The organism is Actibacterium sp. D185-2 (genome assembly GCF_054954595.1).
In genome coordinates this window covers 1-23,708 of the sequence record NZ_JBPWNX010000013.1, presented here as the reverse complement: position 1 = coordinate 23,708, position 23,708 = coordinate 1, and the positions used below count along the sequence as shown (strand labels likewise).

Here is a 23,708-nt window from a genome sequence, read left to right as displayed (position 1 = left end):
CCCGGCCCCCCAAATTCAGACAAGAGGACAGACCCATGACCAATCCCCAGATCGACTATGCCGCAATGGCGGCTCAGTGGCGTGCAGAGCGCGAAACCACCTTGAAGGTATCCCGAACGGAGCTGCTCGCGCAACTACGTGCGCTTGGCATCAGCGAGGTCACTGCCGAATACGAAGGCTATGGCGACTCCGGCAATGTCGAGGATGTGACGGTGCGGCCTGCAGAGGTCCACCTGCCGGAACCGCTTGCCACCGAGGTGGGCGACTTCGCCTGGTCGCTCGCCTATCACCATCACCCGGGGTTCGAAAACAACGAGGGCGGCTACGGCACGCTGACCTGGGACTTGCGCAACGACAGCATCATCCTCGATCACGCGGACCGCTATGTCGAATGCTCGCACAGCTATGTCGATGGTCTTTGAGATGGCCCATCCGCTTCATCATGCTGAAAGCTCTGCCCGGAAATTCGGCGGGGTGCCGTCTGACTATCAGTCTGTGCACGATTGGTTTGACGCCTCGAAAGAGCACCTCGCGCTCTTCACGCACAGAGCTTTGCGCCATCACGCCCTTGGCCTGTTTGAAGCCGAACGTGTCTTCGGCCTGACCCTGACCAATAGCGCTGGTCGAGAAATCCCCGTGCGCTGGATCGGCGAGCAGCATGTCCGCGAAGACTGTCAGGGCCGTATCCCGAGCATGGCGGACTGGCTGCGACGGATACAGCCTGAGCCATGGATGGCCAATGGCCACATCGACCGGCATTCCGGCGATGAGCCCTGCGGCGACCCAAGGGTCGCCTGGGCATCTGAAGTCGCCGCCGGAAGAACGGTTCTTGGTCTGAAGGATTGGATGGCGGCGCACGCGACGCAAGCCACGCAAGTTGCCTGACAGCACTCGGCCGTTTGCCAAACAAATCTTGCATGGAAGCCCGGTCGGAAGATCGGACTTCTTGCGTCGTTTCCCCACCATTCTTCGTAAGGAGGCTCGCATGACACTCGAAGACATCAAGGCGGCCGTCGATGCCGGCCAGACCGTGCATTGGGCCAATACCGGCTACGTTGTCCATAAGGACCGGCTCGGTCAGTACCTCATCACCTATGTGCCGAACGGTAGCTGCATCGGTCTGACCGACCGGGGCGGGCACGGGTTGAACGGAAAAGAGGCGGAGTTCTTCATCGCGCGATCCGAGGACGGCGCGGAAAATCCGGGCAGTCAATCAAGACCAGACGGGCAGGGGCGTAGCACCCGGAGGCGCGGGGGCTTTCCCACTCGGACGGCAGGCCTGACCCGCGGGCGGGGCTGAAAGGAAAGCAGGCTTTCTAATTTGTGATCCCTCAAGGGGTCGAGAAAGCAATCCCGGATGCGCTGGCAAGGACGTCAGACACCGGCCAATCCAAAAGGAACCATCCCATGTTCGCAGGAACCCTCACTCGCAATGTCGAGACCGCAGCCGCTCCGTACACCGGCATGATCCATTCGACGCGCTTCGATATCGCCATCCAGCTTGAAATCCGCCCGAAGATGTCCGCGCGCAGCCCGGATTTTGACGTGACGGCAGTCAACAAATCAGGCCGCAAGGTGCGCATCGGCACGGCCTGGAACGAAACCGGCAATAGCAGCGGAAACCGCTACATCTCGATGCAGATCGATGTCGGCCTCGGCCCGTTCCGGGTCAACGCGGTGCAGACGAAAGAGGCGCGTGCGGCGCAGAGCGGCGCGTTCGAGATCATCCCGCTGGTCTCGAACGGCCTGATGAAATCCGGCTCGATCTCGGGCGAGCTCACCGCCATGGACGCCGACAACGCCTTCACGGGCTACATCGCCAACATGATGTTCGATCTGGAGTTCATGCTGATCGAGAACAGCTACAAATCCGAGGAAACCCACCCCGATTACCGGATCGAGGTCAGCTCGCCCCGGGGCACACCGATCCGCGTCGGCTCGGCGTGGATGGCGAAAAGCAGCCGCACGGGCAATGACTACCTGTCGCTGCTGATCAACACGCCCGATGGCGACCTGCGCGTCAACGCCGTGCAGAACGAAGAGCAGCGCGGCGGGCAGACCTTCTCGATCATCCCGTTCATCGACAGCGGTGAGCAGCCGCAGGACGCAGGCGCGGGGCTGTCGCTGGTCGCCTAATCGGCGCGCGAGGGGGAGAAGACCTGAACCGAAAGGGGAGCCGTGGGACCACGGTTCCCCTTTTCCCATGTCCGTTGGCGTGAAGGACGCCACCCGCTTGCGATCAGGTGCAAATGCGATACAATAATATATTAACGCAATATTGAGGGCGGGCGCGTGGCGGCTAGATCAGGGACGGTTCTATGGTTTGACAACCTTGATGTTGAGGCAGAGGTTGCAGATCTCCTCGCCCATATCGAGCGCTGCACCGGATTTGCGCTACCCGCCCGACAGCGCGCCGTCATCATGACCCATGCAAGGGCAAAGCTCGACAGGACAAGGCAGGCATTTCTGGAGGCCAAGGCGGCGGGAAAGCCGGTGTCCACATCGCGCCGCGCTTATCTGACCGAAGTTCAGGACACGATCTTCATGGCGATCCCGGAGGAGAACCTCGCGCGGATGCCGCTGCGCGAGCAGGTTCTCAACGACCCGTCATTTTACGCGGATGCCATGCACCGCGCCGCCGCGATTAGCGAGGATGAGCTTTTCATGGCGTTGTCCTCTTCGCTGAAAGACATGACAGTCCAAGACGCCCGGGCCTTCGTCTCGAAGCTTTGGCACAGCACGATCGATGACAATGCCCGCAAATTCGCCGAAGCCCTGAAGCGCCCCGAGCGTGAACCGCAGCCCTTTCGTCCGGGGAACACCGTGTAAGATCGAGGCCGTTCTCTTGCCTTGGGCCTTGACCAAGTTGGCCGCCTCAAACCCCCTTTCCCGGAGGTGGCACCCTGTGCAGCGTGCGGAAGCCGTTGAAGGTGCTGTGGTGACGTCTACTGTCGCCAACATGATGAACCGGGATCACATGCGCGCCTTCTTCCGGCGCGCCGCAGCGCTTGTCGCCTTTGTCGCACTGCTCTGGGCGATTCACCTCGTCAATTGGATCATTGGTTACGGCTTGAACCCGGCCTTCGGCCTGATCCCCCGGCACGTCAGCGGATTGGATGGCGTCATCGCCATGCCCCTCCTGCATGGAAGTTTCGCGCACCTGATGGCCAATACGCCGCCGCTCCTGGTGATGGGTGGGCTGCTGGTGGCCACGACCACGAGGGCCTTGCTGCCGGTGAACGCAGTGGTGATCGGCCTCGGCGGCGGACTCGTCTGGCTGTTCGGAAGCTCCGCCATCCATATCGGTGCGTCAGGGCTCGTCTTCGGCTGGTTTGGCTTCCTCGTCGCGCGCGGCTTCGTGGATCGCTCATTGATCACGCTGGGCGCGGCACTGGTGGTCGGTGTCCTCTATAGCTCCATTCTCTGGGGCGTTCTTCCGGGCCAACCCGGCGTCTCTTGGGAGGCTCATCTGTTCGGCGCTTTGGCCGGCGCGGCCGCCGCATTTCTTGTACGAACGCATCTCCATGTGCCGCGCCTCGGCGGTGTCGATCTGGACTGAAGCCCTACACTCGGCCCTTAGCGTTCGCTCATACCATGAATCATTAACGGCAGCTTTGCGAAGATGGTCAGGGCAAATTGCACCCCCTGATAAGTCCAAATACTGGAGGAAATGGGCCTGACGTAGAACCCTCTCCGCCATAAATTATTGAAAGAGTTGAAAGAAGAAGCTCAAGTTAGGCGCTCGGTCAGGATACAATATGCAGCAATTCCGGAGATGTAATCTTCGCGGCCAAACGCGCATCAAGGCTGAAGTGACAATCAGCCGATGAAGTCAGCGCGTCGCTCGAGCAGGCTTTCGTAGAGAAAATCGACAAAGAGCCTGACCCGATGCACCCGGCGCAGATCGCCGTGCATCAGCACCCAGGTCGAGCGGCTCTGGTCGAGGTCGGTTCCCGGCACCCGCTGCAACTCGGGAAAGACGCTTTGCACCCAGGCCGCCAGAAAGGTCATTCCTGCCCCGGCCCTGGCGAGATGCATGTGCATCGCCGGATCGGCGATGGCATGGCGCACCTTCGCATGTGGAAAAGGCGAGGCCGCGATCATCGCCTGCAACTCCGGCACCTCGCCGTAGCCAAGCCAGGTCAGTCCCTCGCCACGCGGCCCGGCATCGTGCAGATGCCTGTCGATGTAGCTACGCGAGGCGAAGACGCCCAGCGACAACGGAAACAGCTTGCGCCCCACGGCGTCGCCGGTGAGGTCGCGCACATGGCGGATCGATATGTCGGTTTCCAGCCTTTCGATCGAGTCGATAGCGTAGGACAGTTTCATGTCGATGTGGATGTCGGGATAGAGCGACAGGAACTCGCCCATAACCGGCGCCAGCAGGAAATGTGCCGTCATCGGGTCGGCCGACAGTCGGATGCGGCCCGCCGCCTCGCTGTCGAGCCCACGAACGGCGTTGAACCCCTGACGCAGGGACGCTTCCGCCTCTAGCGCCTGAGGAAGCAGCTTGCGGCCCGCCGCCGACAGCTCCAGCCCCCCTGCACTGCGCCGGAACAGTTGGACACCCAGTTGCGCTTCCAGCCCCTCGACCTGCCGACGCACCGTTGCATGGGTGCCGTCCAACTGCTCGGCAGCCCCGCGCAGCGATCCCGCCCGCGCAACGGCCAGAAAGGCCGGAAGAGATTTCCAATCCACCATATGGAACGATTATGAACCACGCCGGGCCAAAAATGGCAATATTTGGTGGAAATTCGACCCGATAGATTGGGGGCACTCACACCGAAAGGAGAACCCCATGACTGCTACCCTCACCGCATGGAGCATCGAACGCTATGGCGCCCCCGAGGTCTTGAACCCCGTGACCCGGGCGATGCCGACGCCCGGCCCCACGGAAATCCTGATCCGCATCCGCGCCTCGGCGGTGACCCGGGCCGATGGCATGATGCGCGCCGGACGGCCGCTGTTTGCGCGGCCGTTCCTCGGCCTGCGCCGACCGCGCCAGAACCTGTCCGGTACCGGGCTTTCGGGTGAGGTGATCGCAATCGGACACAAGGTTGGCCGGTTTGCCGTGGGCGACGCCGTCTTCGGCGAGGCGGGGATGAAGTTCGGGGCCAATGCCAGCCACATCTGTCTTGATGAAGCGAGCGTGCTGATGAAGAAGCCCCGCGCGCTGGCGCATGAGGACGCCGCCGTGATGTGCGACGGTCCGCTGACATCGTATCATTTTCTGCATGAGGTCGCGCAGGTGCGGCCGGGGCAGCGCGTGCTGATCCTTGGCGGATCAGGCAGCCTCGGCACTGCGGCGGTGCAGATCGCCAAGGCGGCCAGATCCCATGTTGCTGCAACCTGCAGCACGCGGAACACCGCCTTTGTCGCGGGACTGGGTGCGGACCGGATCATCGACTACACCCAAGAAGATTTCACCACTCTGCCAGAGCGCTACGATGTGATTTTCGACACGCTCGGCATCAGTACCTTCGGAACAGCCAAGGCCCGGCTGACGAATAACGGGCGCTATGTCTGCCCCGTGCTGACGCTGCCGCTTCTGGGCGCGATGTTGCAAAGCCGCCTGATCGGCCATCGCCGCGCCTTGTTCGCCGCTGCGGGCCTGCAGTCGCCGGAGATCCTGCGCGCCCACCTGGTACATCTTCTGGCAATGCTTGAGGCCGGAACCTTGTCGCCCGTGCTCGACCGGATCTATCCCCTGACCGATCTGATTGATGCGCACCGCCACATGGAAACGGGACACAAGCGCGGGAACGTCGTCGTCGTTTGACCTCCGCTGCCCTCGCCGCCAACTGACCGCCGCTAGGCGTATCGAACGGGTTCCACGCCATCATCAAACTGGACGCGCCTCGTTCGAAATGCCGTGCCTTCGACCACTTCGGGCCGACTGATCCGGTCCATGCGGAAATGCCGGAAATCCTCGCGCATCGGATCCCAGGCGACCAGGTACCACAGTGGCGGTAGGATCAGCATGGCCTGCGGCTCGACCTGCCTTTCGGTCTCGGTCCCTTTGGCGTCGCGATAGCGGAACCTCAGGCACAAGCGCTCGAGAAACGACTGCTCGAATGCGGGCAACAGGGCGGCCTCCATATCTCCAAGGTTCGACGTGTCGACTTGGGGAGCCAGGGGCCCGACATAGAGACAATCGAGGAGGCGGCGCAGATCTCGGAGCTTGTCGGATGGCAAGGCCTTCTCGATCTTGGCAAGCCCGGCATCGGCAAGGCTTGCGAACGGAAGCGTCCGGGCGGCGCGCATGCTTGAGACGCCGATGATGAGCGCGAACACCTCCGCGACCGAAAGCCGGACCGTGGTCTGCACCGAGCCCGGATCGAGGTACAATCCGCCGCCGCGGCCCTGTTCGGCGTGGATCACATAGCCCTCGTCGCGCAGCGCCGACAGGTCTCGCATGATCGTGCTGCGCGACGCACTGACCTCTCGGACCAGCGCGTCGATTGTGCTTGTTCCGTTACGGCGCAGGGTCCGCACGATGGCGTCTTGTCGGCTACGGCTCTTCATGGAGGCTTAATACCATACAAAGGTGTCAGGATTTGAAACCTTTTTGAGATAGGCGAGCGTCGAGGCAATTAACAAAGGATAGACTGCCATGAACCGAAACGCTGATTTCCCCGCGCCCACGCTCGTTTCGCTGGGCAATTCCCACCTTGAGGTCTTCGAGGCCGGTCGAGAGAATCGAGGAAACCCGATCGTGCTGTGCCACGGATGGCCCGAGCATGCCTATTCGTGGCGCCACCAGATACCGGCGCTGGCGGCGGCGGGTTACCACGTCATCGCTCCAAACCAAAGGGGCTACGGGAACTCGTCACGCCCGACTAAGGTGGAAGACTACGACATCGCTCATCTGACGGGCGATCTCGCAGCGCTTCTCGACCACTTCGGGTACGAAGCGGCCACCTTCGTTGGTCATGACTGGGGCGCAAACGTCGTCTGGAGCATGGCACTCCTGAATCCGGCTCGTGTGACCCGGATCATCAACCTGGCGCTGCCCTACCAGCCTCGCACCCCAGTCCCATGGATCGAGTTCATGGAAAGCGTATTTGGGCCCGACAACTATTTCGTCCACTTCAACCGTCAGCCCGGTGTCGCGGACGCTGTGCTGGATGGCCACACCGATTGCTTCCTACGCAACCTGTTCCGCAAGAACCTGCCGCCTGCGCCGCCCGAGCCGGGCATGATGATGATCAACCTCGCCACGGCCGCAGCCCCCGCAGGTGATCCCGTGATGAGCGACGCGGATCTTGCCGTGTTCATCGCGGCCTTCGAGGCAACCGGGTTCACGGCAAGCATCAATTGGTACAGGAACATGGATCGCAACTGGCACATTCTGGCGGAAGTGGACCCCATCGTCCGGCAGCCGGCACTCATGATCTACGGAACGCGAGACATGATTCCGCCGTCTGAAACCATCGCGGATTTCGTCCCGAATGTGGAGGTGCTCAGCCTCGACAGCGGCCACTGGATCCAGCAGGAGAAGCCCAACGAGACCACTCGGGCGATCCTGGACTGGCTTGCGGTTCGGCAGGCGGCTTAGGCGGAGGTCACGGTCCATCGGCGGGCGCGAACGCAATCCGTTCGCGCCTTGCCGTGCCCGTGATAGGGTCGAGGTACATGCGACCCGCAAGGGGCGCTCACGCGAGGAACGACCGAGAAGAATGGACAAGCTTTCCGTCATGCACGCCTTCCGCCGCATCGTCGAACGCGGCAGCTTCGCGCGTGCGGCGGAGGATCTTGGCGTGTCGCCTGCGCTTCTGAGCCGCGAGATCAAGCTGCTCGAAGAGAGTCTTGGCACGACGCTGCTCACCCGAACGACCCGCTCCATGTCGCTCACTGATGCCGGGCGGCTCTACTACGACGAGGCGACAGGCATTCTGGATGCCGTTGCCGGGGTCGAGACGCGCATCCGCGATGGTGCCGGGGCGGTGCGGGGGCACCTCAAGGTCAACGCCTCCAGCTCGTTCGGGCAGACCGTGATCGCGCCGATCCTGCCCGGGTTTCTCGACGCCTATCCCGATCTGCGTCTGACGCTGTCCATGGACGACCGGGTGGTGGACATGGTCGAGGGCGGGTTCGATGTCTCGATCCGCATCCGGCCTGCCATGCCGGACTCGGCGCTGGTGGCGCGCAGGGTCGGGACGATGCGGCAGCGGATCTTCGCGGCACCCGCCTATCTGGAACGGGCGGGCGTGCCGGTTGTCCCGCAGGACATCGCCCGGCACCGGGTGATCGGCTTCCTGCTTGCGGACCACCTGACCACATGGGCGCTGACAGGCCCTTCCGGCACGGTCACGATCGACGTCGATCCGCCGGTTCGTGTCGGCAACAGCCTCGTCCTGCGCGATCTGCTGATCGCGGGCCAGGGCATCGGCACCTTGCCGGACTTCGTCTCAAACGAGGCCGAGGCGCGGGGCGCGCTGGTGCGCGTCCTGCCCAACTGGGAGCTTCCCGCGCCGGAGATCTTCGCCGTGACGGCCTCGCGGCTGGGGATGGACGCGAAGGTCACGGCCTTCCTCGACCACCTGCGCGCGACGCTCCGGTCCTGACATTCTTCAACTGGCGTAAAGAATGAAGTGACAGTCAGCGGGTTATTGCGGCCCGACCGATCCCCCATCCTCTCAGGCATCGAAACCCAATGCACTGAGAGGATCCCATGACCCGCGTTCTTGTTCTTTACTATTCCAGCTATGGCCATGTCCGCGCCCTTGCGCAGGCCGAAGTCGAAGGCGCACGCAGCGTGCCCGGTACCCATGTCGACATGCGTCGCGTGCCTGAAACTGTTCCCGAGGAAATCCGACAAAAGGTCGGCTTCGCCCCAGATGACACGCCCGTGGCTGCGCCGGCCGATCTGGAGGCCTATGACGCCATCATCTTCGGCACGCCGACGCTCTTCGGCATGATGGCCGGGCAGATGAAATCCTTCCTCGACCAGGCTGGTGGCCTCTGGGCACGGAATGCTCTGGTCGGCAAGGTCGCCGCCGTCTTCGCCTCCACCGGCTCGCAGCATGGCGGGCACGAGGCGACGCTGCTTTCCACTCAGATCCCGCTCCAGCATTTCGGGATGCTTATTGCCGGAATGCCCTACACCTTCGCCGGTCAGACGACGGCCGAAGGGATCGTCGGCGGTGCGCCCTATGGGGCGGGCACGATTGCAGGCGCAGACGGCTCGCGCGAACCGACAGAGACCGACCTCGCCGGCGCGCGTTTTCAGGGCGCGCATGTGGCCCGGATCGCCGCGCGGCTGGCTGGGGGCAACCTGTCAGAGGAGGCCGCGTGATGGCTTCCCTCACCGTCGACTTTTTCCACGATGTCGTCTGTTGCTGGTGTTTCAACATCTCGTCGCGGATGCGGGCGCTTGCCGCCGAATTCGACCTCGACATCCGGCACCGCACCTTCGTCCTGCAAGCCAGTCGCGCCGAGATGGCCACCCGCTGGGGCACGCCCGAGGACGCCCGCGAGACTATCCTCGGGCACTGGGCGGTCTGCCGCGAGGTCAGCGACCGGCCGGAGCTGGTCGATATCGACGCGATGCGCGCAGCGCCGTTCGATTATCCCCACGGCATGACCGCGGCGCTGGGGTGCAAGGCGGCGGAGCGGCTTGGCGGACAGGCCGCCCACTGGGACATGTTCGACCGCCTGCAGCGCGCGCATCTGATGGAGGCGCGGAACGTCGCTGACCCAGCAACGGTGCTGCACGCCGCCCGGGAGTTGGGCTTCGAAGCTGCGGCCTTCGTCGATGTTTTCGAGGACCCGGAAACCCTTCGTGCCGTCGAGACCGACCGGCAACACGCCCGTGCCCTCCAGGTCCGGTCCATTCCAACCCTCATCGTCCGCGAGACCGGCGCCCGGCTCGTCAACGGACCGCGCGAGGATCTGGCCGCGCAACTGCGCGCCGCCCTCCGCCTCGTCGCCTGAAAGGAAATGCCATGACCCTCTCATTCCTCCGCACTGCAGCCCGGCACCGGCACCGCATCCCGCGCGGCGTTCCGCGCGACCTGCCGCCTCACCTGATGCGCGACATCGGCCTTGATCCCTGGCCGGACCGTCCGCGCTTGCCCTTCCATCCGCTTTGGTAAGCCCCCGCCAGGAGATACAGCCATGTCCCGCACCACCGACATCCTTCTCACAGCGCTCGCCCCGGCGGTCTGGGGCAGCACCTATCTCGTCACGACCGAGGCGCTGCCTGCGGCATATCCCGTGACCCTTGCCGCGCTTAGGGCCTTGCCAGCCGGACTGCTGCTGCTTGCTGTCACGCGTTGCCTCCCACCCCGTGCCTGGCTCGGTCGCATCTTCCTGCTCGGCAGTTTCAACTTCGCGCTGTTCTGGGCGCTGCTGTTCGTGGCCGCCTACAGGCTTCCCGGCGGGGTAGCGGCCACACTCGGTTCTCTGCAGGCGATGATGGTGATCCTCATGGCGCGTGGGTGGCTCGGCACGCCGATCCGGGCGGGTGCGGTTGCAGCGGCGGCCACCGGCGTTCTGGGCGTGGCGCTGCTGCTGAACGGTCCCGACGCCGCACTGGACCCCGTCGGCATCGCCGCTGGGCTCGGTGGCGCGGCATCCATGGCGGCGGGCACGGTTCTCAGCCGGAGATGGCAGCCGCCGGTATCCGCTCTCAGCTTCACCGCGTGGCAGCTGACTGCCGGGGGTTTGATCCTGTTGCCGTTGGCGCTAGTCATGGAACCCGCCCTGCCGCCGCTCACGGCGACGAACCTGGCCGGGCTGGTCTGGCTCGGCCTTATCGGCGCTGCGGCCACCTATGCGCTCTGGTTCCGGGGCGTCGCCCGGATCGAGCCAGGCGCGGTCTCGATGCTGGGCATGATGAGCCCGGTGACGGCGGTGATCCTTGGCTGGGTGGTGCTGGGCCAGTCGCTGTCCCTGCTGCAGGGACTCGGCGCGCTGATCGTCCTCGGCTCGGTCTGGGCAGGTCAACGGGCGAACCGCCCGACGACGCAAGCGTCGGCAAAGCCAGAGGCGGGTCCCGCCCCAGCTGGCGGAACGATCATGAACCGCACCGGTGCGTTTCTGGCAATGTTCGGTGCGAATCCGTTCCGGTATGTCATGGCCAATCGCGCCGGAAGGAGGCCCTGATGACCGATCCCGCACTGACGCCCGAGTTTGCCCGCCAAGCCCGCCTTGCAGGCATGCTGTACCTGCTCATCATCGTCGCAGGCATAGGGGCCGAGCTGGGCCTGCGTGGCCCGTTGATCGCCCTTGGCGATGCGGCAGGCACCGCGGCGGCGATCCTGGCCGCCCCGGGTCAGTTCCGGCTGGCCATCGCCGCCGATCTGGTGATGGCGCTTTGCGATGCCGGACTCGCCATACTGCTTTATCTGATCTTTCGGGCCGCGTCGCCGGGGCTTGCACTGTCCGCGATGGTGTTCCGACTGATCCAGACCGTGCTGATCGCCGCGAACCTCATGGTCCTGCAAGCCGCGTGGCTTCTGATTTCTGGCCCCAACGAGCTTGCCGATGCCAACGCGCTTGCGCTGGTGCTCCTCGATCTGCACGGTCATGGCTATGATCTCGGCCTCGTTTTCTTTGGCGTCAACAGCTTGATCATGGGTCTGCTTGTCTGGCGATCAGGTCATTTTGCGAAGGCCTTGGGGGCCGGCCTGGCGATCGCCGGGCTCGTCTATCTGATCGGCAGCGGCCTGCGCTTCTTCTCCCCTGAATGGTCCCAGGCATTCGTACCGGCGTATCTACTGACGATCCTCGCCGAGACGGCGTTCTGCATCCGGCTGCTTTTTCAAAGGAACAGCCACCAAGAAAGGAATGCGGTGGCATGATCTGTCAATGCCTTGGCGGACGAGGCCAATACTTTGGCATCAGATCCCGCTACAGGCCAATCCTGAAATCTTTTCATCCGTAATGAGGGAGACATAACAATGTTGTCTGAATCTCCGACGCTGCACATGCTGTGCGGTAAGATCGCATCCGGGAAGTCCACCATGGCCGCCCAGCTTGGGGCCACGCCCGGAACGGTTGTTGTCGCTGAGGACTCCTGGCTCGATGCGCTCTTCGCAGATGAGCTGCATTCGTTGAAGGATTACGTGCGGTGCTCATCGAAGCTCCAAAGTGTCATGGGGCCTCATGTGGTCGCCTTGCTGAACGCGGGTGTGTCGGTCGTCCTCGACTTCCCGGCAAACACCGCCGCGCAACGCGCCTGGATGAGGGAGATCATCGCCGGCACTGAAGCCGCGCACCAGCTTCATGTGTTTGACGTGCCAGACGAAGTCTGCTTGGCTCGGCTGCGCGCGCGCAACGCGGCGGGAGACCACCCCTTCGCGGTCACGGAGGCACAGTTCCACGAGTTTTCCAGTCACTTCGCATCGCCGACTGCCGAAGAAGGCTTTGATCTGGTGGTGCATGGCGAAGCACTCGATCAGGTGCAGGAGACCTAAAAATCAGACCAGAAGCCGTGCGGAATACGCACCCTCAAAATCAATTGGTCGCAAACTATCTGCGCGCTGCACGCAAATCATCTTGCTGGCGGGTGTTCGCGGCTTCATCGCCATGCCCCACTAGTGTTTCCTGAGCCGCTTGGTGAGGCCAGACTACCCACATGACCTGCGCCCGCATCACCGCGTAGTCGCCTGCACATCAACCTTGGCATAAGCCTTGCGGCCTCCCCAGCTCGGCTTCGCGTGTCGCAGGGGAGAACGGCCCTTCGGGCCGTCGCGCATTCGGCCATCCGGCCTCACCGCGGCGTTGCGCCTGGCATCCCGGTTTGCCCGCCTCGCGAGCACGTCCCTCCCCGGCCGCTCCGCCGGATTGCGCTCTGGTCTGTTTTGGCCTGAGGCCAAAACGATCCCGCCGCTCCATCCGTCTCCCGCGTCCGGTCGGGCCGTTTGCCTGCTCGGGTCGGGCAAACCTACCGTCAAAACACACACACATGAGTGCGGAAGCATATCCTCCGGATGGCCCCCAAATCAGCCCGCGTCAAGGATCGCAAAACTTTTCGGCGAGGGCGGAGCCCGTGGCGCGGGGCGGTCCAGTGCGTGAGGGTGTGCGTGTGTCGGGTGTTGCGCACGGAAAACTTTTGCGCCCGGCAAGCCGGCGGCTGCGCCGTCCCTGACCCGGGCAGATTCGGAAACCAGGCATTCGGCCATGCCCCCACACTCACGTGGTGGCTCTATAACCGAACACTGGAGACCAGACATGGCTTACGACACCGCAAACACCTACGAGACCATCGAGCTTTTCGGACTGACCGAGAAGGACGCGCAGCTGCCGATCCCGGAAGATCACATCCTGACCGACCACATTATCCGCGAAAGCTTCGAGGCTTTGCTCGGTCAGCTGCGCGGGACCGGGCTTGAAGCCGAAATCGAACCGCTGGCCCATGGGCTCGCCACGATCCTGCAGCGCCGCAAGGTGGCGCTTGGCAAGGAGGTCGACCGCACCGCCGACAAGATCGGTGCGCTGGCAAAATCTCACGACGGATCGGAGATCGCCGAGACCGCGCTCGAAGAGGCGCAGGCGCGCTTTCTGCAGCTGCGCGAGATTGTCAGCGCCATCGAGGTGATGAGCGAGGCAGCGGCAGAATGCTACGAGATCGAGACGGGCCACGCCTTCATCCCGGCAGCCGGGTCGCGCGCAAGCGTCCGGGCGCAAGAGACCGGGGCGGTCTTCGAGGCGCGGCAGCTCCTGGAGCAGCACGACCGCGAGACTGCCGAGAAATCGAAAGTCGAGGGGGTTCCCCTGATCGTCTCAGGCGCCACCGACTGGACCGATGTCGATGTGATCTTCAACACGCTCGACAAGGTTCGCGAACGGATCAAGCAGAACCGTAACCAGGAGATCTTCCTCTGCCACAAGGGTGGCAAGCACGGGGCGGAGATGATTGCGGCTCGGTGGGCCCGGGCACGCGGGATAGCACAGGCGCGCTTCGATCCGCGCTGGTCCGCGCACGGGCGGGCGGCACCGTTCAAGTGCAACGACGAAATGCTGGACGACAAGTTCGCGGCGACGGGGGTTGTTCTCTTCGGAGGCAACGGGGTCGCGCTGAACCTCGGGCAGAAGGCGGAAGCGAAAGGCCTGACGGTCATGCGGGTTGCGGACCCGGCGAAGAAGACTGCGCAGGATTGAAGAGAGGGGGTCGCGCTTGGCGCGGCCCTTTCGTCATGTCTCATGGCGCGTGCGGTCGGTCACGCGTGATCGGCAGTCTGCGGCGGCCAGCACCGTTATCCCTCTACCCAGTCCGTCAGAGAGCGGTCCATCCGCATCGGTACGGGCTGGGGATGGTGCGCACCTCACGCACATCGTCAGCAGCGCAAGACGCGAGGGGTCGAGACGTCCCACTTGAGGCTGAAGACATGCAGGTCCCTCAGGGCGTGTTTCGGAACATCGCATCCACGCGGGCGGGCTCCGTGAGCACCTCGGCCAGGCTCGGCGGGACGCGGACGCGGATCGTGGCGGCCGCGTGATGGCAGAGGTCATCCGGGTCACTCCTTTTTGCTATGCATGTGGATCGCACGGGGTCGGCCCGTCCGTGCCCTCAGCTCACGCTTCGGCAAGCACAAATACGGCTTCCACGGCTGGCCGCGGACCCTCCGCATTTGCGCTTGCGACCGGGCCTCTTGCCCCCGTGCCGGGTGATCCCCATCGCAACAAGGAGTAACCCAAATGACCAACCACTACGTCGCCACCGTCCCCGTCAAGTTCACCGATACCGATGGCCAGGAGCGCACCCGTTTTCAGCGCGTGGGTGCGATGTTCCGCAACACCCGCAACGGGGATGGATCGGAGTTCTTCAGCCTCAAGCTCGACTTCCCGGTCGCGGTCTCGGAGCTGGTGATGTTCCCACCGAGCGCGAAAGATCCCCAGGACTAAATCCTCTGACGAGGATGGGCCGCCCCAGGACGATCTTGGGGCGGCCCGATCCCTGTTCCAGGGATGCCGGTCCCTGCGCGTTCAACGGACGCACTCCCCCGGAAGGATCAGGCCGCGACAGACCGGCCAGTCAGCCTCAAGGGGGCCATCCACAAAAACCTATCGGCCAGGGCCTCCCGGTTTTTGCGGCAGAGATTTGGGGACCCAAATCTGGCCCTCCTTGACCCTGCCTGTCCGCCCTGTCGGTGGGGTTTGCGCCCGCCCGCGGTTCCGTCCGAACACATGGGTGTTCGGCCAGAGCCTCGGGCGGGGCTGGTGGACGGGACCCCTAGGACAAGTGTCGCCCGGTGGTGAGGGCGGCAGAGCCGCGTCCCTGCGGGCCGCGGCGTGAAGCGGACACCAAGGCTGCCTGAGCCTGAATGCGACGTAAGTATATAATTGACAGATAGGTATATTATCGTAAGGTAGGGGCAGCCTTGGTGGAAGGTGGCAGGAAATAGGGGGTCTTTCTTCGCATGTCTCGCTCAAAACGTCTCACAGATGCGGACCGCATGGAGATCGTTCGCGAAGCTGCGGAAGGCGTTTCCACTTCAGTGCTGGCGGAACGGTTTGGCGTGTCGGTGCGGGCGATTCAGTACACGCTCAAAGCCGATGTCGAGCGCCAGACGGATGCCGCAATTCCGGTCTCAGCGGTCAGTGTGAAGGTCACGGCTGCGGAGCTTGCGGCGCTCGACGAGGTGCTGGCGAAGGCGGGGATCGAAAGCAGGGCCGAGGGGCTGCGGCGGCTCATTCAGGCGGCAGGCGGGGTGTTCGTTCCGGACGCGCAGATGGCAGCCGAGATGGCGCGCTACCGCGCCTCGCTGCACGAGGTCGGCAATGGGGTCGCGCAGATTGCCAAGCAGATGACGCAGGCCAATCGGCAAGGGCAGGGGGCCGGCTCGGAGTTCACCGAATTGCGCCTTGCCCAGATGCGCGGGCTGGCGCGGTTCATTCTGGATTCCGCTGACGAGATCGATCTGCTTGTGCGCCGCCGTCGGGACGCGATGCAGCTGCAGGCCACGGCCGCGCTGAGGGAGTTTGCCCATGCGGCTGAATGATGCCGTGGACGCCGTTACAGGCGAGGTCTTCCGGGATGGCTGGAGCCGCATCCGGGGCTCGATGCAGGGGTTGCATGTCGCCAAGCAGAGCCAGCTTGTGCGCGCGGCAGCGGGGCATCGGCCGGCGGTCTTCAAGGCGATCCGGGGCGGGGGTACGCATACCAAATCGCAGCTCTCAAACCAGCTCGACTACCTTACCACCAAGTCCACGCATATCGTCGACTCCAGCGGGTTCCTGGATGGCAAGGCGAAGCTCGAGGCGGGTGACATCAAGGACCTGACCGAGCGCTTTGCCAAGCGGTGGGATGCGGGCTTCAAGCCCAAGCTCGGACAGACCACCCACATGCTCATGTCCTTCCCCGTGGGCACGCGTGGGGAGGATGTGCGCGACATCGCGACGGACGTGGCCGAGCGGTTCTTCCAGACCGACGCGGGCCATTTCGACTACATCATCGCGGTGCATGAGGACCGCGATCACCCCCATGCGCATCTGGTGCTGAACCGCCGCTCGCAGGAAGGCGAGTTCTTCTTTCTGGGGCGCAACCACCGCTTCAACTACGACGATTTCCGCCTCGCCATGGTCGAGGAGGCGGAGAAGTACGGCGTGCGGCTGGAAGCCACGCGCCGGGTGGATCGTGGGGTCGTGCATTACCCAGCCCGCACCAGCGAAGTTTATGCGGCGAAAGAAGAGGGTCGCGCGCCCCGCGAGCGTGAACGCGTGGGGCAGGACCTGACCCGGACGCTGGCGGAGATCGCCAACACCAGAACCGTCTACCATTCGCTTGCCGCGGAGGCCTCCCGGGAGGCCCGGGAAGACATCGCCGCGGCACTCTTCCGCGCGGGCGAGGTGCTGGCGCGCGGCGGGCAGGTGGACCGAACAGGAGATGTGTATATGGCCGAGGATCAGAGTTTTGAGGATCTGAGAAGCCTCTATGCGGAAAAGCTCGCGCGGGTGCAGGGCATGATCGCCGAGAAGTCTGACGCGGAACGTCCCGTGCTGGAAAAACGTCTCATCGAGATCCAGACGCAGGTCCAGCACATGCAGCCTCTCGGTTTGCGATCATCCGCGCTGTCAGAGACCCCCTCGGAGGGCGGGATCTATTCCGAAGCCAATATTGACGCCAGCCAGCGCGAGCGTCTGGCAGAGCCCGATCTGAGATCGCGCATTGACGCGGCACTACGGGGCACCGGGATCAGCACATCGGAAGTGGTGGCCCGGATCGAGACGGGCGCCTCAAATGCAGCGCTCGAGCATCAATGGATCGCCAATGATCTCTCCAAAGTGGCTGAGGCGCGGGATCTGAACCTTGAACGCCGCGCCGATCTGGAACAGGCGCGCGACATTCTCAACGATGTGCATGTCGCGCTCGGCACGCTTCTGGAACGGGAAAACGTGCTGCGCCGGGATGGTGTCATGGAAGCGGAACCGGACAGCGAGCGGTTCCATTATCATGAGGGCGCGGTCCGGGCCATGGAAGGGACAATCCGTCAGGAGATGCGCGCAGACGGCCTGACCGCGCAGCAGATCGAGGACCGGGACTGGGAGGTTGTCTCACGGGCGGAGCGCCGGATCGAGACGGAGCAACGCGCGTATCTCGAAGCACACCCAGACCTGCTCGCACGTCCTGGCGATGTGATTGACCGGTCTGAGCCCTACAGGGAGACCGTCACCGATGCGGCCCGCGCCAGCGAGATCACCCGCGAAGTCGACCGGATCATGGAGGGACGCGACGTCCGCACGCCCGTTGCAGATGCTGTCACGGATGACTTGCGCGCGCGCTATCCGGACATGCCGTTCCACCTCGCCCGCGGGCTCGGCGCGACCTACGCGGCCGTCGTCGAGATCCGCGACACGGAGGTCATCAATCAGGTCCGCCGCGAAACCGAGATGCGCGACGGGCTTGGGTCTGGCACGCGCGACGCACTCGTCGCAGCCCGCGGTGAAACTGCGCCGCAGTCTGACCGTACCGAACGCCTCGCAGACGAGATTGCGCGTGTCCTGGAGCATGAGCGGGCGGGGGAGTTGTCCGCGCCTTTCGAGACTGCAGCGGAGCGGGACGCTTTCCGAACCGAGATCGCGCGGGTGCTTGATGACCGTCAACTTGAGCGGCTCACATCCGGCGATGCCGATGCGCTGGACAAGGTTCTCGAGGACCGCCTCGACCGGCTCTATGTCGCCAAGGTCTATCTGCAATCGGATGCAGCAACGGCCAACACGGAGGCCTTGCGCCAGGTGGTCGATGATCTTGCCGACACCGAGTACGAACGGCACCGCGCGACGGACGTGGATGGCGAGACCGAGCGGGGCCAGGTCCATTGAGTGCCGCGATGGGCAAGGCCCGGATCGCCACTGGTGCCTTCCTGGTGACGCTGGTGACCGCGGCCATGGGCTATACCATCGCCTCGGCGGTGCTGACCTACCAGGATCTCGGCTTCGGGGCCGAGATCGACTTTGCCTATATCGCGCAGAACTATCTGGCGATCCTCGATCGCCGCCCGGAGGACGCGCAACTTATTCACCTGATCATCGGCAGCTTCGCCGCCGCCGGCCTGATGCTGAGCCTCGCCTTGTCGGGCTCGGCCCTCACACGCTTTGGCCAGACCCATTGGCAAAGTGCGCGCGAGATGAAGGCCAATGGCTTCTTCGGGGCGCCGGGCACCGGGTTCATCCTCGGCAAGCTGGGGCCGCCGGGCTCCCGCGCCAACTACATCTGCTCCAAGGTCTTCCCCCATGCGCTGATCGTGGCCCCCACCGGGCGCGGCAAGACCACGGGCTTTGTCATTCCGAACCTGCTGACCTGGCAAGGCTCCGCCGTGACGCTCGATGTGAAGGGCGAGTGTTTTGAGGCCACGGCCCGGCACCGCGCAGCCCAAGGCGACAAGGTCTATCGGTTTGCCCCCACCGATTGGGAGGGCAAGCGCACGCATCGCTACAACCCGCTCTTGCGCATCTATCAACTGAAAGATCCCGCGCGCCAGCAAATGGAATTGCAGCTCCTGGCGACGCTTTTTCTGCAAAGCGACAACGACCGGGTGCAGGGCCTCCTCAAGGGCGGGATCGATCTCTTCGTGGCGGCAGGCCTGCTGGCGTTCCAGCGCAAGCGTCCGACCTTGGGCGAGATCTACCGCATCGCGGCCTCGGGCGGGAATAAGCAGAAGGAGTATTTCGCGCGCGGCCATGAGGTCGATAACAGGGCCGCCAAGCTGATCTTCACGCGGCTGGCCTCGACCAACAACGACACGCTGACCTCTTACGTCTCGCTCCTGATGACCTCGGGGCTGGACCAATGGCAGAACCCGGCTATCGATGAAGCGACGGCAGTCTCGGACTTTGATTTCCGGACGATCCGCAAGAAGCCCTTTTCGGTCTATCTCGTCGTCCAGCCGCTGATGGTGAAGCCGCTGGCGCCACTGATCCGCCTCTTCTTCTCTGATCTCCTCTCCGCCATGCAGGAAAAAGATCCCGGGCCTGACGAGCCTTGGCCCGTGATGATCATGCTAGACGAGTTCAATCGCCTCGGCAAAATGCCCATCGTGGTCGAGAGCATTGAGACTCTGCGCACCTATCGTGGTCACCTCGCCGTGGTCACCCAGACCATCCCCGCCCTCGATGAAATCTACGGCGAGAACACCCGCCGTGCGCTGCAGGGCAACGCGGGCGTGAAACTCTACCTGACGCCGTCGGATGAGAAGACCGTCGAGGAGCTGAGCAAGGCGGTCGGCAAGACCACGAAGACCGTCATCACGCGCTCCCAGTCCATCGGGAAAAACCCCTTCGAGGGTCGCAGCCAATCCACGCGGACCGAAGAAAGCTCTTTGTTGCCAGAAGATGAAGCGCGCCGTCTGCCCCTCGATGAAATCGTCATGGTGATCGATGCACAAATGCCTATTCGTGCGAAGCGGATCCAGTATTTTGATGATCAGCTGTTCAAGGCAATCCACGCGGCACAGACGGGGGAGTTGCCGTTTCCGAAGCCGGGAGGAGGGGGATCGCAAGGCACGCTGCCGCTGAGTGTGCGCGCCATGCCGATGACTCCGCCTTCGACGGGTGGAGGACACGGATCTGAAACTGACGTAGTTGTGGAGAGCGCACGCCAGGTTGCAGCCGGTCAACCGTCAGCGCAAACCAACGGCGTTCCAAAGAAGACCGCGCCTGTCGTTCAAGCCGTTATCGCCGAAGAACAACGACAGATGGAGATGGATTTTGGGAGTCAGGTCGTGGATGCTAAAGCTGTGAACGTCGTTGATGAGGCGCAGATGCGCTCCGCCGTCGATGGATTGGATGAAATGGAAGCGATGCTGCAGGAGGGGTATGGCGAAAAGCTGGTTGCTCGATAGGGTGGCGAGGCATGGCTTGTCTGTAAGGCAGGGCGAAAAGTGTGAATTTGCTGCGGCGTGTCCCGACGAATGCTTTGTAGCGCGTGGTCTCACCCATGGTAATTCCCGAGTTGCTGTGGTCATAATTGGAGGCACATTTAACAATATCGGCAAGTTGCCACGTCAAACTACAGAGGCGAAGTATGAAAATCGAAGTTGCTTGTAGAGCGGACGACAGCACCAAGGCGAAGGGCGACTTACTGGAGAGTTTAGCAACCGATCTTCTTTCGGCTCAAAGCTTCAAAGTTATTGAAGAAATTCGCGTTACCGGAGCTGAACTTGATCTTCTTTGTAAGCATGAGGTCAGCGGAAAAGAAATTTACGTCGAGTGCAAGGCACAAGCTGGAAATATCGGGGCGCCGATACTTCGTCAACTTAATGGAACGGTTGACGCATATGACTACGCTGAAGGATGGCTTGTTTCCACAGCTGAATTTGGAAAGGAGGCTAAGGGCTTCGCTGAAATGTGGAAAAAGAAGCCCGCCGAGAAAGCTTCTCGACTAAGCTTTTATACACCAGAGCTTATCGTTAAAGCACTTAAGAAGGCATCGGTTATATGTGAACCACCCATCGAATCGGCAGAAGATTTCGCGGGATCGAGTGAATCTGTAGGAGAATGGACGCTTGTACTCTCTCCGTTCGGACGTTTTTGGGCTGCCTATACCCTTTTAGGAGGCGCTCCTCACGGGGTTATCTTCTTCAGCACAAAGACTGGTCAACGGATTTCAGACATCGATACCCTCAATAATATAGCCACTTTGGAGAGCGTCCTATGTGACTATGATGTTACAGTTGGCGCGAACATTCCGCCTGAAACGAAAAGCTCAGCTGACAACACGCCGCCAAACGTTGTTGAGGTGCAAACTGGTGAATCGTGGGATGATTATCGCCCTGCCAGACCACAAGACTTCATTGGTCGAGATGACACACAAAAACACATACTTAATTTTTTAGAGAATGCTCGCACGACAACAGATTCCACCAGAATATTTGCTATTACAGGGAATTCGGGTTTGGGAAAAAGCTCGCTAGTTGCCAAAGTTCGGGATCGAACCAAGAATAAGCATTACAAGAAAAAACTATTTACCTTTGCGATAGACATGAGAGGCGCTCGAAGCCCCGCCTATATCTCGGCGTCCGTGATCAAGTGCTTAGAGCAGGCGCAAAAGGCAGGCTTTGGCAAGAAGATAGATATTCAACTAACAAATCCAAGCACGCCCTTATCCTCTTCAAGCATATCGGACTACTTGGAAAGTGTAAAAAATGAAGGTAAGTTTATTTGCCTCATTTTCGACCAGTTCGAAGAGCTTTATTCGAAGCCCGAATTATTCAGTGTCTTTACCGCTGCAAGAGATCTTATGATTGATATAGCCTCCTTCAAGGGGGCCATCGGATTGGGCTTTGCGTGGAAGACTGACAGTACAACACAACACGACCATCCCGCCTATCATATATGGCATGAGTTGTCTGATCACAGAAGGGAGTACAAGCTAACAAGCTTCAACAAGGGTGAAATTTCTAAAGCCATCACAGCATTTGAAAAGCAGGCCGATTTTAAGCTAACTGCAGAAATCAGGCATCAAATCTCCCATTCCTGCCAAGGCTTCCCGTGGCTTCTCAAGAAGCTATGCATTCATCTTTATAACAACCAAAATCAGCAATACGGAGCAAACTCAACTCTCCTCGAATTGGATGTCAGGAACTTATTTGAAAGTGATCTCCAAACACTCAATCCAAGCGAAGCCTCAAGTCTAAAGCTCATCGCAGGCAAAGCGCCAGCCGACTGGAGTGAGATAATAGAAATCTCAGGGGTGGCAACAGTAAATAATCTAGTTGCAAAAAGATTGATTGTGAGAAGTGGTGATCGTCTAAACGTATACTGGGATATCTTCCGGGACTATCTTCTGTCTGGAAACGTACCAGTTGTTCCATTCAACTACATCCCTTCTTCCGATATCAATGCTATGTTAAAAGTTGGTGAGGTGCTGAACAAGGACGGGTTTCAAACTTCCGAGTGTATTGCTGAGAAAACAAATCTGAATGAACGAACTGTCTGGAATATTGGTGCCGACTTGGTGCTGTTCGGGGTGGCTGAAAGGCAGGGGACATCTTTTAAGCTGCATCGTGACATGGCCGATGGAGCAGTTAGAGGTGTTTTGTCGCGAATCAGAGTAAAGGTCGACAAACACTCTCTGAAGATTGACCTTTATCGGAACCATGCCGGTCAAACAATTTCTAGATCGGAAATCACCAGTACACTTAAGGACTGCCTTCCTAGCGAGAAGTTCACTGAGAAGACTTGGGAAATTTACACCAACCGGTTCGCAAACATTCTTGTTCAAGTAGGTTTCTTGGCCCGTTCAGGGCCAAGATTTACTGTTCAAGATTCAGGGAGTGTTATTTCGAAGGTGTCGAGGCGTTCACGGTCTAGTGAAGTGTTCTCTGCTATGGCATCCCCTGCAAGTGTCTGCGATGCCTTCGAGGTACTACAGAAGAATACTGATGTCGAAAATTCAAATAAATTAGGATATCGAAACTCAGTTTCGGTGCTAAAGAGATTCAACCTCGTTGAGGTGGAAAATAATGCTGCAAAAATAAATTCCGAAGCTCTTGGAAAGTTCGGCGGCATTCCTGAGGCAGTCTGGAGTTCAGCGAAGAATGAAGTTGCGATAAACAAGTCTATAGAGGCGTTGAGAAGAAGGGGGGATATTTCTGGTCCAGAGCTGGGTGAGTTCGTTTCTGAGGAGTTCAAGTTGAACTGGACTGACGCATCCAAAGCACGGACCGGAAACGCACTAAAGCAATGGGCAAAATGGATCATAGAAGGAAGTGAGCAGGACCAAATCCCGGAACCGCCAGGGAGAAAAAAACGCTCAGATGCACTTTCTGAGTGATTTGGAAATGATTTCAAAAGCTTTGGCACCGTTTTCAAACATGTACAATCTGTGTCGGAAGAAGGTACACAGAGTCTCCAGTTTGAATGGTCGTTTAGGGCCGTCACCGTCGCCCAAGTCGTCCCAGTCTCGCCAGCTGTGCCAGCATTTTTGACCCTGTGTCAGTGGATCCTGTGCCGCTTGTGGAACTCGTCTGCCCCATGCCTTGCCTCGCGGGCATCTGCTGTACACCAAAGAACTGCCGCGCCCGGAGGGCTGCGTATTCCGCACCACTGGCACCGCCGATCAGGTAGCGATTGTAGGCCTGCTGGCTGCCCATCGCTGCGCGAGCGAAGTTGTATCCGCCACCGAGGCCGCCGGAGAGCGGTAACCGGCCGGTTGCTACCGCGGCGATTGGGCCTTGATGCGGGCGACGAGATCGGCGTCATGGACGAAGTCGTCGAGGAACTCATGCCAAGTTTTGGGAGTTATGCGCGCGGCAGTGAGC

General features: G+C 61.4%; 21 protein-coding genes and 2 pseudogenes. 20 read left to right on the top strand and 3 right to left on the bottom strand.

Annotation, left to right across the window (positions count from 1 at the left end; genetic code table 11):
- Positions 1-35: 35 nt before the first annotated feature.
- The 6 genes and pseudogenes from ACSR1C_RS16285 (at position 36) to ACSR1C_RS16260 (ending at position 3,559) form a co-directional block, all read left to right on the top strand.
- The gene (locus ACSR1C_RS16285; RefSeq protein ID WP_009503769.1) at positions 36-422 is read left to right on the top strand and encodes a DUF6878 family protein; all 387 of its coding nucleotides are present in this window, start codon (positions 36-38) and stop codon (positions 420-422) included.
- A gap of 1 nt (position 423) precedes the next feature.
- Entirely contained in the window at positions 424-885 is a 462-nt protein-coding gene (locus ACSR1C_RS16280; protein WP_034452045.1) for a DUF6915 family protein, read from the top strand.
- Between the two features lie 100 nt (positions 886-985).
- Positions 986-1,283, top strand: a pseudogene (locus tag ACSR1C_RS16275) (hypothetical protein).
- A gap of 124 nt (positions 1,284-1,407) precedes the next feature.
- Positions 1,408-2,136, top strand: coding sequence for a DUF736 family protein (locus tag ACSR1C_RS16270; protein ID WP_009503772.1), 729 nt, complete (start codon positions 1,408-1,410; stop codon positions 2,134-2,136).
- 285 nt (positions 2,137-2,421) lie between these two features.
- Positions 2,422-2,829: a hypothetical protein gene (locus tag ACSR1C_RS16265; RefSeq protein ID WP_009503773.1), complete on the top strand. Its 408-nt coding sequence runs from the start codon at positions 2,422-2,424 to the stop codon at positions 2,827-2,829.
- 148 nt (positions 2,830-2,977) lie between these two features.
- Positions 2,978-3,559, top strand: coding sequence for a rhomboid family intramembrane serine protease (locus ACSR1C_RS16260; protein WP_009503774.1), 582 nt, complete (start codon positions 2,978-2,980; stop codon positions 3,557-3,559).
- Between the two features lie 260 nt (positions 3,560-3,819).
- Here ACSR1C_RS16260 and ACSR1C_RS16255 read toward each other — a convergent pair whose 3' ends face one another.
- Positions 3,820-4,701: a LysR family transcriptional regulator gene (locus tag ACSR1C_RS16255; RefSeq protein ID WP_009503775.1), complete on the bottom strand. Its 882-nt coding sequence runs from the start codon at positions 4,699-4,701 to the stop codon at positions 3,820-3,822.
- 97 nt (positions 4,702-4,798) lie between these two features.
- On the opposite strand from ACSR1C_RS16255, the gene ACSR1C_RS16250 reads away from it, so the two are divergent.
- Positions 4,799-5,779 carry an NAD(P)-dependent alcohol dehydrogenase gene (locus tag ACSR1C_RS16250; RefSeq protein ID WP_009503776.1) on the top strand — a complete coding sequence of 327 codons (981 nt, stop codon included), beginning with the start codon at positions 4,799-4,801 and terminating at the stop codon, positions 5,777-5,779.
- A gap of 32 nt (positions 5,780-5,811) precedes the next feature.
- Here the strand turns inward: ACSR1C_RS16250 and ACSR1C_RS16245 are convergent, their stop codons facing one another.
- Positions 5,812-6,525 (bottom strand): WYL domain-containing protein, encoded by a 714-nt coding sequence (locus tag ACSR1C_RS16245; protein WP_034452003.1) that lies wholly within the window; start codon positions 6,523-6,525, stop codon positions 5,812-5,814.
- A gap of 88 nt (positions 6,526-6,613) precedes the next feature.
- Between ACSR1C_RS16245 and ACSR1C_RS16240 the strand changes: the two genes are divergently transcribed.
- The 13 genes from ACSR1C_RS16240 (at position 6,614) to ACSR1C_RS16180 (ending at position 23,221) form a co-directional block, all read left to right on the top strand.
- Entirely contained in the window at positions 6,614-7,558 is a 945-nt protein-coding gene (locus ACSR1C_RS16240; RefSeq protein WP_009503778.1) for an alpha/beta fold hydrolase, read from the top strand.
- 121 nt (positions 7,559-7,679) lie between these two features.
- Complete coding sequence (locus ACSR1C_RS16235; protein WP_009503779.1) at positions 7,680-8,567, top strand: LysR family transcriptional regulator; 888 nt, start codon at positions 7,680-7,682, stop codon at positions 8,565-8,567.
- A 107-nt stretch (positions 8,568-8,674) separates the two neighbouring features.
- Positions 8,675-9,298, top strand: a complete 624-nt coding sequence (gene wrbA, locus ACSR1C_RS16230; protein ID WP_009503780.1) for an NAD(P)H:quinone oxidoreductase — start codon at positions 8,675-8,677, stop codon at positions 9,296-9,298.
- Complete coding sequence (locus ACSR1C_RS16225) at positions 9,298-9,936, top strand: DsbA family oxidoreductase (protein ID WP_009503781.1); 639 nt, start codon at positions 9,298-9,300, stop codon at positions 9,934-9,936. Before wrbA ends, ACSR1C_RS16225 begins: the two co-directional genes overlap by 1 nt.
- Positions 9,937-10,119: 183 nt before the next feature.
- Positions 10,120-11,109, top strand: a complete 990-nt coding sequence (locus ACSR1C_RS16220) for an EamA family transporter (RefSeq protein ID WP_009503783.1) — start codon at positions 10,120-10,122, stop codon at positions 11,107-11,109.
- Positions 11,109-11,807 (top strand): DUF4386 domain-containing protein, encoded by a 699-nt coding sequence (locus ACSR1C_RS16215; protein WP_009503784.1) that lies wholly within the window; start codon positions 11,109-11,111, stop codon positions 11,805-11,807. The genes ACSR1C_RS16220 and ACSR1C_RS16215 overlap by 1 nt, the downstream gene beginning before the upstream one ends.
- 99 nt (positions 11,808-11,906) lie before the next feature.
- Positions 11,907-12,422: a P-loop nucleotide/nucleoside kinase family protein gene (locus ACSR1C_RS16210; protein ID WP_009503785.1), complete on the top strand. Its 516-nt coding sequence runs from the start codon at positions 11,907-11,909 to the stop codon at positions 12,420-12,422.
- A 757-nt stretch (positions 12,423-13,179) separates the two neighbouring features.
- Positions 13,180-14,109 carry a DUF2493 domain-containing protein gene (locus ACSR1C_RS16205; protein WP_009503786.1) on the top strand — a complete coding sequence of 310 codons (930 nt, stop codon included), beginning with the start codon at positions 13,180-13,182 and terminating at the stop codon, positions 14,107-14,109.
- Between the two features lie 537 nt (positions 14,110-14,646).
- Positions 14,647-14,853, top strand: a complete 207-nt coding sequence (locus tag ACSR1C_RS16200; RefSeq protein ID WP_007120662.1) for a hypothetical protein — start codon at positions 14,647-14,649, stop codon at positions 14,851-14,853.
- Positions 14,854-15,368: 515 nt separating this feature from the next.
- Positions 15,369-15,950, top strand: a complete 582-nt coding sequence (locus ACSR1C_RS16195) for a helix-turn-helix domain-containing protein (RefSeq protein WP_034452008.1) — start codon at positions 15,369-15,371, stop codon at positions 15,948-15,950.
- A complete protein-coding gene (locus tag ACSR1C_RS16190; RefSeq protein ID WP_460260416.1) occupies positions 15,937-18,270 on the top strand; it encodes a relaxase/mobilization nuclease domain-containing protein in 2,334 nt (777 codons plus the stop codon). The genes ACSR1C_RS16195 and ACSR1C_RS16190 overlap by 14 nt, the downstream gene beginning before the upstream one ends.
- An 8-nt stretch (positions 18,271-18,278) precedes the next feature.
- A complete protein-coding gene (locus ACSR1C_RS16185) occupies positions 18,279-20,288 on the top strand; it encodes a type IV secretory system conjugative DNA transfer family protein (protein ID WP_009503789.1) in 2,010 nt (669 codons plus the stop codon).
- Positions 20,289-20,470: 182 nt separating this feature from the next.
- On the top strand, positions 20,471-23,221 hold the full coding sequence (locus ACSR1C_RS16180; protein ID WP_009503790.1) for a restriction endonuclease: 2,751 nt from the start codon (positions 20,471-20,473) through the stop codon (positions 23,219-23,221).
- A gap of 103 nt (positions 23,222-23,324) precedes the next feature.
- On the opposite strand, the pseudogene ACSR1C_RS16175 reads toward ACSR1C_RS16180, so the two are convergent.
- Positions 23,325-23,585: pseudogene (locus tag ACSR1C_RS16175) on the bottom strand (TrbL/VirB6 family protein); the annotation flags it as partial.
- Positions 23,586-23,708 lie beyond the last annotated feature (123 nt).